Source organism: Pseudoalteromonas qingdaonensis (assembly GCF_038739665.1).
GTDB lineage: Bacteria > Pseudomonadota > Gammaproteobacteria > Enterobacterales > Alteromonadaceae > Pseudoalteromonas > Pseudoalteromonas qingdaonensis.
Map to the genome: position 1 here is coordinate 41,760 of NZ_JBCGCU010000020.1, position 12,879 is coordinate 54,638.

General features: G+C 48.4%; 12 protein-coding genes and 1 other RNA gene. 6 read left to right on the forward strand and 7 right to left on the reverse strand.

What is annotated here, in order from left to right; translation table 11 throughout:
- Positions 1–46 precede the first annotated feature (46 nt).
- An RNA gene (rnpB, locus tag WCN91_RS14070) (RNase P RNA component class A) lies at positions 47–431 on the reverse strand.
- A 40-nt stretch (positions 432–471) separates the two neighbouring features.
- On the reverse strand, positions 472–1,341 hold the full coding sequence (gene rsmI / locus WCN91_RS14075; protein ID WP_342680010.1) for a 16S rRNA (cytidine(1402)-2'-O)-methyltransferase: 870 nt from the start codon (positions 1,339–1,341) through the stop codon (positions 472–474).
- A gap of 66 nt (positions 1,342–1,407) precedes the next feature.
- Between rsmI and WCN91_RS14080 the strand changes: the two genes are divergently transcribed.
- From WCN91_RS14080 to dolP, 4 genes are read left to right on the forward strand one after another with little or no spacing between them, the layout of a single operon-like run.
- Positions 1,408–3,360 (forward strand): penicillin-binding protein activator, encoded by a 1,953-nt coding sequence (locus tag WCN91_RS14080; RefSeq protein ID WP_342680011.1) that lies wholly within the window; start codon positions 1,408–1,410, stop codon positions 3,358–3,360.
- Positions 3,326–3,697 (forward strand): YraN family protein, encoded by a 372-nt coding sequence (locus WCN91_RS14085; protein WP_342680012.1) that lies wholly within the window; start codon positions 3,326–3,328, stop codon positions 3,695–3,697. Before WCN91_RS14080 ends, WCN91_RS14085 begins: the two co-directional genes overlap by 35 nt.
- A complete protein-coding gene (locus WCN91_RS14090; protein ID WP_342680013.1) occupies positions 3,698–4,288 on the forward strand; it encodes an SIS domain-containing protein in 591 nt (196 codons plus the stop codon). It abuts the gene before it with no gap.
- A complete protein-coding gene (gene dolP, locus WCN91_RS14095; protein WP_342680014.1) occupies positions 4,289–4,858 on the forward strand; it encodes a division/outer membrane stress-associated lipid-binding lipoprotein in 570 nt (189 codons plus the stop codon).
- 124 nt (positions 4,859–4,982) lie between these two features.
- Here the strand turns inward: dolP and WCN91_RS14100 are convergent, their stop codons facing one another.
- From WCN91_RS14100 to WCN91_RS14120, 5 genes are read right to left on the reverse strand one after another with little or no spacing between them, the layout of a single operon-like run.
- The gene (locus WCN91_RS14100) at positions 4,983–7,076 is read right to left on the reverse strand and encodes a type IV pilus secretin PilQ (RefSeq protein WP_425416042.1); all 2,094 of its coding nucleotides are present in this window, start codon (positions 7,074–7,076) and stop codon (positions 4,983–4,985) included.
- Positions 7,060–7,596, reverse strand: coding sequence for a pilus assembly protein PilP (locus WCN91_RS14105; protein WP_342680016.1), 537 nt, complete (start codon positions 7,594–7,596; stop codon positions 7,060–7,062). Before WCN91_RS14105 ends, WCN91_RS14100 begins: the two co-directional genes overlap by 17 nt.
- On the reverse strand, positions 7,596–8,195 hold the full coding sequence (locus tag WCN91_RS14110) for a type IV pilus inner membrane component PilO (protein WP_342680017.1): 600 nt from the start codon (positions 8,193–8,195) through the stop codon (positions 7,596–7,598). Before WCN91_RS14110 ends, WCN91_RS14105 begins: the two co-directional genes overlap by 1 nt.
- Positions 8,192–8,758 (reverse strand): PilN domain-containing protein, encoded by a 567-nt coding sequence (locus WCN91_RS14115; RefSeq protein WP_342680018.1) that lies wholly within the window; start codon positions 8,756–8,758, stop codon positions 8,192–8,194. Before WCN91_RS14115 ends, WCN91_RS14110 begins: the two co-directional genes overlap by 4 nt.
- Positions 8,746–9,825 carry a pilus assembly protein PilM gene (locus WCN91_RS14120; RefSeq protein ID WP_342680019.1) on the reverse strand — a complete coding sequence of 360 codons (1,080 nt, stop codon included), beginning with the start codon at positions 9,823–9,825 and terminating at the stop codon, positions 8,746–8,748. The genes WCN91_RS14115 and WCN91_RS14120 overlap by 13 nt, the downstream gene beginning before the upstream one ends.
- Positions 9,826–9,958: 133 nt before the next feature.
- Here WCN91_RS14120 and WCN91_RS14125 point away from each other — a divergent pair, with 133 nt between their 5' ends.
- Both WCN91_RS14125 and WCN91_RS14130 read left to right on the forward strand, forming a co-directional pair.
- Positions 9,959–12,544, forward strand: coding sequence for a penicillin-binding protein 1A (locus tag WCN91_RS14125; RefSeq protein WP_342680020.1), 2,586 nt, complete (start codon positions 9,959–9,961; stop codon positions 12,542–12,544).
- 140 nt (positions 12,545–12,684) lie between these two features.
- A partial coding sequence (locus WCN91_RS14130) for a transposase (RefSeq protein WP_342680021.1) occupies positions 12,685–12,879 on the forward strand: 195 nt, incomplete at its 3' end.

Consider the following 12,879-nt stretch of genomic DNA (forward strand, 5'->3'; position numbering starts at 1 on the left):
AGGAAGGATCCCAAAAGCCGCCTGAATAATCAGGCGGCCATGGAATTTGTTGAGCCAGCATATAAGCCGGGTTCTGTTCTTTCCCGAGGGAAAGCGATAATCATTCGTCTAGGCCTAAGATCGCTCTTAGGCTCAAGCAACCTACCCGGTTCTCATGTGGGCCACACGTATACTATTTAAAGTATTAGAACCCTATTTGGTCTTGCTCCGGGTGGAGTTTACCCTGCTGCCAACTGTTACCAGCGGCCCGGTGCGCTCTTACCGCACCCTTTCACCCTTACCGGTCCCGAAGGACTTAGGCGGTCTTCTCTCTGCTGCACTTGTCGTAGGCTCACGCCCCCCAGCCGTTAGCTGGCACCCTGCCCTATGGAGCCCGGACTTTCCTCCCCCTGATCATTTTCGTCACAGGCAGCGATTATCTAGCCGACTCGGGCGCTATTATACCTATTTACGCCTAACTAGCCAGTACCATCACTCCTGCTCTAGCATGCTTTTATAGAGGGCATTTTTCTTAAGGCCAAAATAATCGGCGGCAACGCCGCAGGCTTTTTTAAGCGGCATATCCGCTTTTAACAGTTCGATAAGGCGAATGGCCTCAGGGTCGATATCTGTTTTGTCCGCCACCTTGCCCGGCAGCATCAGCACTATTTCCCCTTTTTGACGGGCTGGATCTTCTTCTAAGAAGGCAATCAGCTCAACCACGGTGCCACTGAAAAAGGTTTCAAAGCTTTTGGTCAGCTCCTTGGCCAATACAACCTGCTGCTGCGCGCCTAGAGCCTCCTTAAGATCGTCAAGGCTGGCCATGATCCTATGGGTGCTTTCATACATTATGCTGGTGATACCTGTGCCATGAGCCTGCTCGTAAAACTCTTGGCGAGCCTTACTCTTGGCCGGTAAAAAGCCAACGAACTGGAATTTATCCGTAGGTAATCCGGAGCAGCTAACCGCAGCAATGGCGGCGCAGGCACCAGGAATAGGCGTGACCTGAGCACCACTGGCGCGACACAGACTCACCAGGGCATAGCCGGGATCGCTAATAAGCGGCGTACCGGCATCGCTGACCAGAGCAACGTTAAGCCCCTCTTCCAGCCACTGCAAAATTTGCTGTGCTTTTTGCTTTTCATTATGGTCGTGCAGAGCCATGGTGCGCTTGCTGATCCCCAAGTGCGACAACAACTTAGCGGTATGGCGGGTGTCTTCAGCCGCGATTAAGTCGACCTCGGCTAGGGTTTTGATTGCACGCTGGCTGATATCATCTAAATTACCTATAGGCGTGGCAACTATATATAAGGTGCCGGCGTTTGTGTGGGGATGATGGGTTGAAATATCCGCATTGGACATTGAGCTCTCCTGCATCAGTCAGTAAGATAAGCGAATCACACTATGGCCAATTGGAACATAAAGACTGTGCGACTCAAATCGATTGCTGGTTTAGTGCTATTGTCAGGCTTATCCGCCTGTAGCACAACACAAAAGCCCCAAGAAAATATAAATACCACGACAAATATCAGCGTCCCGGCCGAACCCGAAGTTTTGTCGGCTCAGCAGCTCTATAGTCAGGCGCTGGAATTAAAGGGTGACCAGCAGCGATTTAAACTGGTGGCAGCACAGAAGCAAGCCCTTGCCGAACAAGATTGGCAAACCTTAGAAGATGTCAGCGATACCCTGCTGAAGAAGCATCCACGCTGGCATACACAAGCCTTACTGGTCCGTGCCTATGCGCAAATAAAACAAGGCAATCCGAATAACGCCTTAAGCGACAGTGCCTCGGTGCAATCCCAGCTCAGCACCCCGGAGCACTTTTATTGGCATCAATTGGTGCAGGGCGCAACCTATGCTTATATGCGTTTAAATAATCAGGCCGTACCTTTTTTACTACGCGCATCGGAAAGTGCCGAGCGTTACGGCCTTGATAACACCGAGGTTAACCCACTGCTGTGGCAAAGCCTGCAAGGACTCACCTCGGAACAACTGCAAGGCCTAAACAAGGGCTCCAACATTCAGCAAGGCTGGATACAACTTGCGCTTATTAAACAGCTTTATCTCGGCCAGCCGATAGAATTACAAACTGCCTCCAATAATTGGCAGCGTCGTAATCCAGAACACCCGGCCAGCTTTGCCCTGGATGAAAAAGTTGCCCAGCTTATGCAGGTCGAGCCTTATAAAGTTGCTAACCTTGGCGTTTTTCTTCCCCTTAGTGGTGGTAACCGCACCCTGGGTGAGGCGGTTAAAAACGGCGTGATTGCGGCGCTGGACAAGCATCAATTCAGCGATGTGTATTTTATTGATGCCAATCTTAGCAACGAAGAAATTCAAGCGACCATCAGCGCTAATAATATCGACTTTGCCATAGGCCCACTATTAAAGGGCAATATCAATCGCTTTGAACAACAGGCGCTGCTCGAAGGCATACCTAGTATCTACCTAAACCGCAGCGATTATCAGCGCCAGTCATCGCAGCACTTTTATTTTGCCCTAGCGCCGGAGCACGAGCTGGATCAAGCCTTGCAACACTTTATGGCTCAAGGCTTTAAAAAGCCGCTGGTTTTGGCCAGCAGTGATCGCTCGGGCACGCGCTTAAGTGAACACTTCAGCAGCCAATGGCTGCGTTATAACGAGCAGGCGCCCTTGGTGGGCCTGTTCGATGACAATAAGGCCATGGAGCAGGTGATCAGCGATATCCTTGAAGTGGGTCAAAGTGAGGCCCGCATCGAGCTTATTGAAAGCCTGTTTAAACAAAAAGTGGAAAGCGAAACCCGTTCACGCCGTGATATCGACGTGATCTACCTGCTTGCCGATGCCACGCAAACACGCTTGTTAAAACCTTATTTAGATGTCAATGTCAGCACCTTTGTCGAGCGCATCCCCCTGTATGCCAGCTCTAAGAGTCATAGCACGCAAATAGACACCAGCGACAAGCGCGACCTGAACGGCTTATACTTTACCGAGCTGCCCTGGATGCTGCCGACCACAGGCGTAAATAATATGACCAACCGCCAGCTTAAAGAAACGGTGCAAGGGCTGTGGCCGAATCAGGCAGACATAGAACAGCGCCTGTTTGCCATGGGCTACGATGCTATCACTGTTATTCCAGAGCTGCGCCAGTTAAGTATGCTACCGGGTAAAAGCCTGCCAGGATTAACAGGACAATTAAGCGTAAACAGCGAGGGCGAGGTGGTACGTCGCCTGGCTTGGGCTCATTATCAGTCGCGGCAAATTGCCCCGGTGAATCTTGAGCATATCAGCCCAACGCCCCTGTTAAGACAAGAACTAAGGCAAGAGCTACAGCAAGACCCAGAGCAACAGCCGCAAGAGGAATCAAGCGATGTTTTGGCTACCGAAGGAATGGCGCAACACTAGAGCAAAAGGACAACACTACGAGCTGCTGGCCGAGGACTATTTAAAGAAACAGGGCCTGACGCCGGTCGCTCGTAATTATAATTGTCGCTACGGCGAGTTAGACCTGATCATGAAAGAAGGGCTAACCTGGGTGTTTATCGAAGTTAAGTTTCGCCGCCAAGCTGGGTTTGGTGGCGCACTTAACGCCTTAACGCAGCGCAAACAACAACGACTAAGGCGCACCATAGCCCATTTTGTACAAAAGCATAACTTGGCGCACTGTATACTCCGCGCCGACTATGTGGCCATTGAAGGCCAGTCGGCACCCCAATTTCACTGGATAAAAAACGTATTATAAATGCAGGAACAAATTAAAGAGCTTTTTACCGAAAGCATCCAAGCGCAAATTGCCGCCGGAGAGGTATTACCCGGAGTTTTGGAATCGGCCTCCATTAGCATTGCCCAGGCCTTGATCAATGGCAATAAACTGCTCTGTTGCGGCGCTTCCAGCTGCCATATGCTGAGCGATCATTTTGCCGCCTTGCTGGTAAACTTTTTCGAAACCGAACGCCCTTGTTTGCCGGCCATTTCCTTATCGCCACAGGCATTAAACCTAAGCTCACAGCCCAGCACTAACCGCAGTCGGGATATTTTTGCTAGGCAAATACGAGCTCTGGGTGAGCAAGGTGACTTGCTGCTGGTGCTCGCCATTAATGGCAATGAAAAATCTGTGATCAGTGCCGTTGAAGCCGCCTTAACCAAGGATATGACGGTGATCGCCTTAGTTGGGGTTGATGGTGGCGAATTAGCCGGACTACTGAGCGCCAATGACGTGGAAATTCGTATCCCCGCCAAGCGTCCAAGCCGTATTTTAGAATCACACCTTGTCAATCTGCACTGTCTTAGTGAGCTTGTTGACATGACGCTGTTTCCTCAGGGAGAAAACTAAATGAATAATAAGAGTCTTATCGCCGTTCTCGTTGGCACCTTATTGCTGCAAGGCTGTGCCGCCGCTGTAGTCGCCGGTACTGCAGGTGCTGTCACCGCTGCTAATGATCGCCGCACCATAGGCAGTCAGATAGACGATAACAATATAGAAATTAAAGCCACCTTGGCCATTAAAGAGCAAATCGGCCAACGAGATGACGCCAATGTCACAGTGGTAAGCTATAACGGCATCGTCTTGCTACTCGGCCAGGTGCCCAGCGAGCAGATAAAGTCGCAGGCCCAAAGTGCCGCCGAGGGTGCCGATGGCTTACGTCGCCTGCATAACCAGTTACGTCTGGGCTCACCGACCAGCATCAGCACACAAAGCCACGATGCCTGGCTCACCTCTAAGGTGAAAACTCAGCTGTTGGCTGCAGACGATGTCAGCGGTAACAATATTAAGGTGGTCACAGAAAATGCCGAGGTCTTCTTAATGGGCCTGGTTAGCAAAACCGAAGCCGAGCGTGCGGTGCAAATTGCCCGTAATATCTCCGGTGTTGAGCGCGTGATCAAGGTGTTTGAGTACATCTAATAGCCTCTAAAATATTCGCCATATTAAAGGCCACTGCAAAGTGGCCTTTTTCATGTCTAACGCTTTATAACGGGCATAAAAAAAGCCACCTCTTAAGAGGTGGCTTTTTACTAAGCTGTGAGGTTTACAGCGTGCTCTCTACCATGATTTTAGGTGTTACGAAGATAAGCAATTCACGCTTCTCATTGCGCTCACTGGTTGAGCGGAACAAAGCGCCCAAATAAGGAACGTCGCCCAGTAGCGGTACCTTACGAGCCGAGTTGATGATCTGCTGCTGATAAATACCACCTAGCACCACGGTTTGACCGTTTTCAACCAGCACCTGAGTCTCAATACGCTGAGTATCGATAGCCACCGCCGGACCCGTAGCCGTGTCTACAGTATCGCCTCGGGTATCCTGAGTGATAGCCAGGTCAAGGATTACCTTGTTATCAGGCGTAATATGCGGAGTAACTTCCAGGCTTAGCACTGCCTTTTTAAAGGTAACCGTAGTTGCACCACTTGAAGCCGACTGCACATAAGGGATTTCAGTACCCTGCTCAATACGCGCCTTTTTCTGGTTGGCCGTAGTGATACGCGGACTGGCAATAATCTCACCCTTGTTCTCTTGCTCTAGGGCTGACAGCTCTAGGTCAATCAATTGGCCATTTGCTAACTTAGCTACGTGCATACCTATGCTACCCGCTGGGTTGGCTACTGGTAAATTAACATTGAGTCTATCGCCAATACTTGGGATAACACCATTGGCTATATCATTCGCACCAATAAGGTTACCGGCTACACCATCTGTGCCCTGCTGATCACTAAAGCCCCAACGAATACCCAGGTCTTCTTGTACGTTATCGCGTACCGTTACCATACGTGATTCAATAACAACCTGCTTTACCGCTACATCTAGAGTCTCAACCATACGGCGCACGTTTTCTATGCTCTTAGCCGTATCCTTGATTAACAAGGTGTTAGTACGGGCATCTACCGACACGCTACCACGGTTAGATAGAATACTGTTTACATCGGTTTGCAGTAGGTCAGCAAATTCCTGTGCCTTAGCATAGTTAAGCTGAATATACTCGCTGTATAGCGGCTCCAGGTCTTCAACCTGTTGCTTGGCTTTTAACTCTTTCGCTTCACGAGCAGCCAATTCTTCGGTTGGAGCAACCATCAGAATCGAGCCTTCCATGCGCTTATCCAGACCTTTCACTCGTAGTACGATATCAAGGGCTTGGTCCCAAGGAACACCGTCTAAACGTAGCGTGATATTACCTGATACTGAGTCGCTTACTACCAGGTTGAAACCATTGTAATCAGCGATAATCTGCAACACAGCACGGATAGAAATATCTTGGAAGTTCAGTGACATAGGACGACCTTGGTACTCTTTACCTGCACCTAGGAAGCTGCGTTTCGACTCATCTTTTTCCAAGGTAATGGTAAAGATGTTGTCCAGCTGCTGATAGTTGTAATCGAACGCACCCGTGGTGTCGATTTCGATGCGGCTGTTAGAGCCTTCTTTAAAGGTCTCTATCATGCTCGCCACGGTACCGAAGTCCATAACGTCCAATTGATACAAGAGGTCATCGATGATATCGGTATTGTGGAACTCCACAACTACCTTACCTGCTCGCTCCTGAACATCAATAGCAGCCATGTTTTCTTGTAAGAAAACCAATACCCGTGCTTCACCCTTCTCGCCGCGGCGGAAATCCAGGGCTTGAATACGGTTGATATAGCTAGCGCCTTCGTTTTCTTCAGCGATAGTTTTCGAGGCATCCTGCACAGGGTTATCGGAAACATGTAGATAGAACAAGTTCTTATCGATACGCGTCTGATAAATTTTCAAGTGATCTAGGAATACAGTTACCTTAAAGCCGTCATTAACGAACTCGCTGGTGACCTTCTCCACGCCGGCCTTATTGATCAGCACTTCTTCCAGGCTTTGCTCATAGTCGGCTTCATCAAAGAAAAGCTCAATACGCGCCGGTTCACTGAACACCTGAATCTGCGGTTCGATATAAATCTCTTCATCGAATACAAACTCAACCTCAGTTTCACCTTCCAGCAATGGGTTATAACGAACGTCGTACAACAAGGGTACGGCGGTCGCAAAACTCGACATAAACAGGGTAGCTACTGCGAGTACCAAAGAATAGATACGATTCATTTTGAATGCGTTATTTTGCATTGTGCTGTTACCTTGATTTTTATGAACTGGAATCATCACCTGCCTCCAACATTTCTAGCTTGGTCAGGCGTTCTTTCCAACATCCTGCTCCATCAGGGATTAACTCTAATAATTCTATGTAGTTACTGCGTACCTGAGTCACTTTGCCGTGATACAAGCCAACGTAATTGCCTATTGAAATACGGTGCAATGTTGCGTCCGATGCCTTGACCAGAGCCCAAGTTAACGGCCCTGAACCGAGTGTGCCTTTCATTGACAGGTTATCTAACGGATAACGCTCCAAAGGCTCTTTCTTACGCTGCGGATCCGGGTGTAAACAGTTTTGCACCTGAATCAATTTATCCTGAATCAGCTCAGGTTTGGGCGCCACAAAAGGGCTACGTAAGTCGGATGCGCTGTAAGCAAAATGCTCAAACTGGGCAATTTCAGGAATTGGCTCCACCTTGGGCTGCGTACTGGCTTTTACTCGGTTAATAAACTCTCTTTGCTCGGTCGTGTCATCAAAACACCCACTCACTAACAGTGTTAACGAGGCGACTGCGAGGAGTTTTTTCATTATTCATCCCCCTCATAACGGTAAGTCTTGGCGATCACACTAAACACTAGCTGGTCATCACCCGTAGCTTCAATTTCAAAGTCGTGCAAGCTGATAATACGTGGCAGCTGCGCAACCTTACCTACGAATTCACCAAACTCGTGGTAACTTCCTTCAACTTCGATCTTGATGGGTAGCTCGGTATAGAACTCTTTTTTAATCTCTGGTAACCAACCGATTTTAACAAAGGTCAGGCCACTGGTTGTACCTACATAAGAGAGGTCATCCAGTAATCCGGGAGTTTCGTTCGAGGTCGGCAACTTTTTCAATAGCTGGGAGAATTTCTCTTCCATCTCTTGCATCTGCTGCTTATAAAGCTCCAAACGACTGGCTTTGGAATACTTCACTCGGTAGCTGTCGCGCAATTCAACTTCTTTCTTTTGCACGCTTTCAAAGCCACTGACTTTATCTTCCACCAGTAGTTTATAGCTAAAAAACAACACTAAACCGGCGGCTAATAGACAGACCAAACCCTTTACCAAGGCAGGCCATTCGCCTATGTTGTCAAGCTCCAGCTCACCCCATTCGATATCACTAAAGGCTTTAAAACCTGAACTCATTGTTGCACCTCGCCAATCTCATCGAAGGACTTCACACTGAATTGCATATTGAAATCACTCAACAAACGAGCTTCTTCTTCCCCAGCAACAATGCCTCGCAGGGATGCTCTCTCTAGTAGGTATGAGCCTTCAACTTGACGAATCATGGTTGATAAGCGGTTATTAGACTCACTTTTACCCGATATCTGAATTGCATCACCGCGACGCTCCAGCGTCTTAAAGTAAACGCCCGAAGGTACGATTTTGGCTACTTCGTCCATAATTCGAGTACCTAGGTTACGGTTACTCTGCAGCTCTTCAATCAGGCGCATACGCTGTTGCAAACTTGCTTTTTTCTTATCCAGCTCACGGATTTCGGCGATACGCTTATCCAGTACCTGGATTTCTCGTACTAGAAAGTTGTTACGCACATTCTGACCATCGATCATGGCGCCGTAGACTTGGCTAAGCGCAAACATGGAAGCAAAGGCAATCACAATCACCATCACCAGGATGGTGACAAAGTTTTGCTGCGCTTCCTTTCGTGCGGCTTCGCGCCAGGGCAATAAATTTATATGTGGCATGCTGAGAAGCTCCTCAATGCAAGACCCGTAGCAACGGCAAATTGGGCCTTATGCTTGTCGAGCAGTTCCTGGTCAACACGCGAACCCATTTCCATGTCCTTAAAGGGGTCCACAACAACGGTATGAATACCCAGTTCATCGACTAGCAATCTATCCAGGCCATCGATCATGCTCGTACCGCCAGACAAGACAATGTAATCCACCTGCTCCTTACCACTGGTAGTCAAAAACATTTGCACCGCGCGACGAACCTGCTGCAACAAAGAGGTTTGGAACGGAGCCAATACCTCAAAGGTGTAGTTAGGCGGTAAGTCGCCCGTGCATTTAGCACGCTCGGCTTCGTCAAAGTTTTTGTTGTAGTAGGAGACTATGGTGTTGGTGTACTGCTCACCACCGAATACCTGGTCACGGGTGTAGACTGTCTCACCTTTTTGCACCACGCTGACCAAGGTCATCATCGCACCGATATCGACCAAAGCCACCACCTTGTCCTTGGCATCTTCTGGTAATGCCCCGTAGGTCACATCCAGGCTTCTGCTCAAAGCATAGGTTTCAACATCAACCACCTTGGGCGTAAAACCACCGGCTTCAACCGCACCAGAACGCGCTTCCACACTTTCCGTACGCGCTGCCGATAGCAACACATTGACCTTTGACGGGTCGGCTTCGTTGATGTCGAGCTTTTCGAAATCAATGCTGACTTCATCCAGGGGGTAAGGGATTAAGCTATCCGCCTCGATTTCGATCTGCGATTCCAATTCAGCATCACTTAAGGAGACATCCATAAAGATCACCTTGGTAATCACTGTCTGGCCAGACACAGCAACAACAGCATGACTGATAGACTTTGGAATGCGTCTTCTGAGCTTTGCAATAACGCGGCCAATCGCCTCAATATCTTGTATGTTACGCTCGGCCATGGCCCCTTTGGGCATAGGTTCGATTGCAACCGCATCAAGACGATAACCCTGATCATGCTGTGTTAATAACACGGCTTTAACAGAGTGTGAGCCGATGTCTATGCCCACCATGGCGGGCACTGACTTTTTGATAAGTCGATTTAACATAAGAGCTACGTGAATCCTTTTTTTATAATTATAATAGACTTATAAATTATGGATGAAAAAATTTTATTCACTTTCTATTCAAGATATACTAGCAATCTCTGCGCTCAATTGGGAGTCCAATAGGAAATTATCCGTGAAAATATTCAAAAAATTTTTACAAATCCTTTTCATATGTGGCCTCTTGGGCTGTATTACGCTGGTTGCTTTATACCTGTACGTGAAGCCTGACATCCCCAGTGTAGCGGTATTAAAAGATGTAAAGTTACAAACACCGATGCAAGTTTTTACGCGGGACGGCAAACTGATCAACCAGTTTGGTGAGAAGCGACGAATCCCTGTAAAAATCAACGACGTTCCTGACCCTCTCTTAAAAGCATTTCTAGCCACCGAGGATAATCGTTTTTATGAACACTACGGCATAGACCCTATAGGTATAGTCCGTAGTGCTTTAGTACTAATATCCACTGGCGAAAAACGCCAGGGTGCCAGTACTATTACCATGCAATTGGCCCGAAACTTCTTTTTAACTCGCGAAAAAGCATATATTCGAAAAGTTAAAGAAATATTTATCGCCATTCACATTGAACAATTATTAAGCAAAGATGAAATTTTCGAGCTTTATCTCAATAAAATAGAATTAGGAAACCGCGCTTTTGGTATTGGTGCAGCGGCCCAAGTTTATTATGGTAAATCGCTCGATGAATTAACTCTAGCACAAATGGCGATGATTGCTGGTTTACCCAAAGCACCTTCGGCATTAAATCCAATTCGTAATCCTGAGCGAGCAAAAGCGCGCCGAAACGTGGTGCTCTCCCGTATGTTGGATGAAGGTTATATCAGCACTTCTGAATATACACAAGCAACTAACGCTCCGATCACTGCCACTTTCCACGGTGCCGAGATTGAGCTCTATGCACCTTACATCTCCGAGATGGCCCGTGCCGAGCTGGTTGCCATGTACGGCACCGAGCAGGCTTATAATTCCGGCATTAAGGTATATACCTCGGTAGAATCGACCATGCAGGCAGCGGCACAAACCGCACTAAGGGATAATCTTTATGCCTATGATATGCGTCACGGTTATCGCGGCCCAGTTGCCTACCTGTGGCAAAATGACAGCGAAGAAGCCGTAGCCGAACAAGAATTAGTGCAATTCCTCAAAGGGGTAAGTACACAGGCAGATCTTCATGCTGGTGTTGTCATGTCTGTTGAAGAGCAGGCTATAACTGTCCTAACCAAAGACAGTGAGCGCCTCACCATAGATTGGGAAGGTCTAAAATGGGCACGTACCTATATCACTCAGTCGCGCCAGAGCTTTGCCCCCAAAACCGCGGCGGATATTTTGAATCCTGGCGCGCAAATTTGGTATCGCTTCGATGCCGATGGCCTGCCCTTGCTAGCGCAAATTCCCGATGCGTCCAGCGCCTTGGTATCTATCGACCCTAAAGATGGCCGTATCAAGGCCATAGTCGGCGGCTACAGTTTTGAGCAAAGCCAGTACAACCGCGCCGTACAGGCTAAACGCCAGGTCGGCTCAAATATCAAACCCTTTATTTATTCTGCAGCGCTGGAACATGGTTACTCACTGGCTACCATACTCAATGATGCGCCAATCAACCATTGGGATAAGAGCCAAGGCGTAGCCTGGCGTCCAAAAAACAGCCCACCCAAGTATGTAGGCCCTATTCGCGTACGCCGTGCCCTGGCTCAATCTAAAAACGTGGTTTCGGTGCGTCTTATCCGCGGTGTAGGTGTCGACACCACAGCCGATCACCTGCTTAAATTTGGCTTTAAGGACGAAGATATTCCGCGCAATGAAACCCTGGCTCTAGGTAGCGCCTCGTTAACCCCGCTGGAATTAGCGCGCGGCATGAGCGCCTTCGCCAATGGCGGTCACTTGGTGGAGCCCTACTTTATTAGCTCCATAGTCACCAGCGAAGACGAAGTGCTTTATCAGGCCCAACCTTTGCTTGCCTGTAGCAATGAGCAAAGACGCAAAAATGAAGTGTTGGCCGAGTTTGCTGAGCTTGAAAAAATGCTCGCTGATGAAAGCAACACAGATACACAATTAGCAATCGACCCGCAAATTGATGGACTAGAGTCGCAGCAAGAGCAAACCATGCCTAGCTGTGCGCCACGGGTGATCTCAGAGCAGAATGCCTTTTTAATTGCCGATGCCATGAATAGCGCCATTTGGGGTGGCGGCAGTTGGCAGCACGGCACAGGTTGGAACGGCACGGGTTGGCGCGCCACCAATTTAAAACGTCGTGATATATCAGGTAAAACCGGTACCACTAACAACTCGGTCGATACCTGGTTTAGCGGCTTCAATGCCAATGTGATGACCACTATCTGGGTTGGTTTTGATAACCCTGGCAACCCATTAGGGCGCACCAGCTATAACAATAATCTCGACCGCGGTCAGATTTTTGGTGCCGAGTCCGGTGCCAAGACTTCACAACCTGGCTGGATCGACTTTATGCGTGTGGCCCTGGAAGATCAGCCCTATGCCGCGGTCGAGCCACCCGAAGGCTTAGAGTCGGTACGGATCGACTTAAAAACCGGACTGCTTAGCCATAATAATGATCATACCAGCCGCTTCGAGTACTTTATTAAGGGCACGGCACCGACACGCTATGTAGAGAAGAAGCCGCCCGTGCTGTTTGAAACTCAAACGCCAGGAGATAAATCCCAGCCCACCGAGGATGAGTTGTTTTAACCAGACGTAAAAAAGCCAGCAAGAAATGCTGGCTTTTTACTTCTTAACTAAGGCGTGTTGATCTTTCGTGACTAGTTTTTGAGCGGCATGGTAAAGGGTTATAATTTGCTTCGCCAAAAGTAAAAAAACAACTCAATACCATGCCGAGACTAATGCTAACTGATAAGCGGTGGCAAAAGCTACTTCAACTAATGAAGAGTACAGGCCGCATTTACAATAAACCAGAACACAGAATGACGTTTGAAGGGATACTCTTCCGGCTGAGAACAGGTATTCCGTGGCGTGATTTACCCACAGAATTTGGCAGTTGGAGCGCCGTTTATCGCCGCTTCAAT

What these genes read in the sequence shown, in the direction of transcription:
- rsmI (WP_342680010.1), bottom strand. Translation starts at nt 1,341, where the DNA reads ATGTCCAATGCGGATATTTCAACCCATCATCCCCACACAAACGCCGGC.
- WCN91_RS14085 (WP_342680012.1), top strand. Translation starts at nt 3,326, where the DNA reads ATGTTTTGGCTACCGAAGGAATGGCGCAACACTAGAGCAAAAGGACAA.
- WCN91_RS14090 (WP_342680013.1), top strand. Translation starts at nt 3,698, where the DNA reads ATGCAGGAACAAATTAAAGAGCTTTTTACCGAAAGCATCCAAGCGCAA.
- dolP (WP_342680014.1), top strand. Translation starts at nt 4,289, where the DNA reads ATGAATAATAAGAGTCTTATCGCCGTTCTCGTTGGCACCTTATTGCTG.
- WCN91_RS14100 (WP_425416042.1), bottom strand. Translation starts at nt 7,076, where the DNA reads ATGATTCCAGTTCATAAAAATCAAGGTAACAGCACAATGCAAAATAAC.
- WCN91_RS14105 (WP_342680016.1), bottom strand. Translation starts at nt 7,596, where the DNA reads ATGAAAAAACTCCTCGCAGTCGCCTCGTTAACACTGTTAGTGAGTGGG.
- WCN91_RS14110 (WP_342680017.1), bottom strand. Translation starts at nt 8,195, where the DNA reads ATGAGTTCAGGTTTTAAAGCCTTTAGTGATATCGAATGGGGTGAGCTG.
- WCN91_RS14115 (WP_342680018.1), bottom strand. Translation starts at nt 8,758, where the DNA reads ATGCCACATATAAATTTATTGCCCTGGCGCGAAGCCGCACGAAAGGAA.
- WCN91_RS14120 (WP_342680019.1), bottom strand. Translation starts at nt 9,825, where the DNA reads ATGTTAAATCGACTTATCAAAAAGTCAGTGCCCGCCATGGTGGGCATA.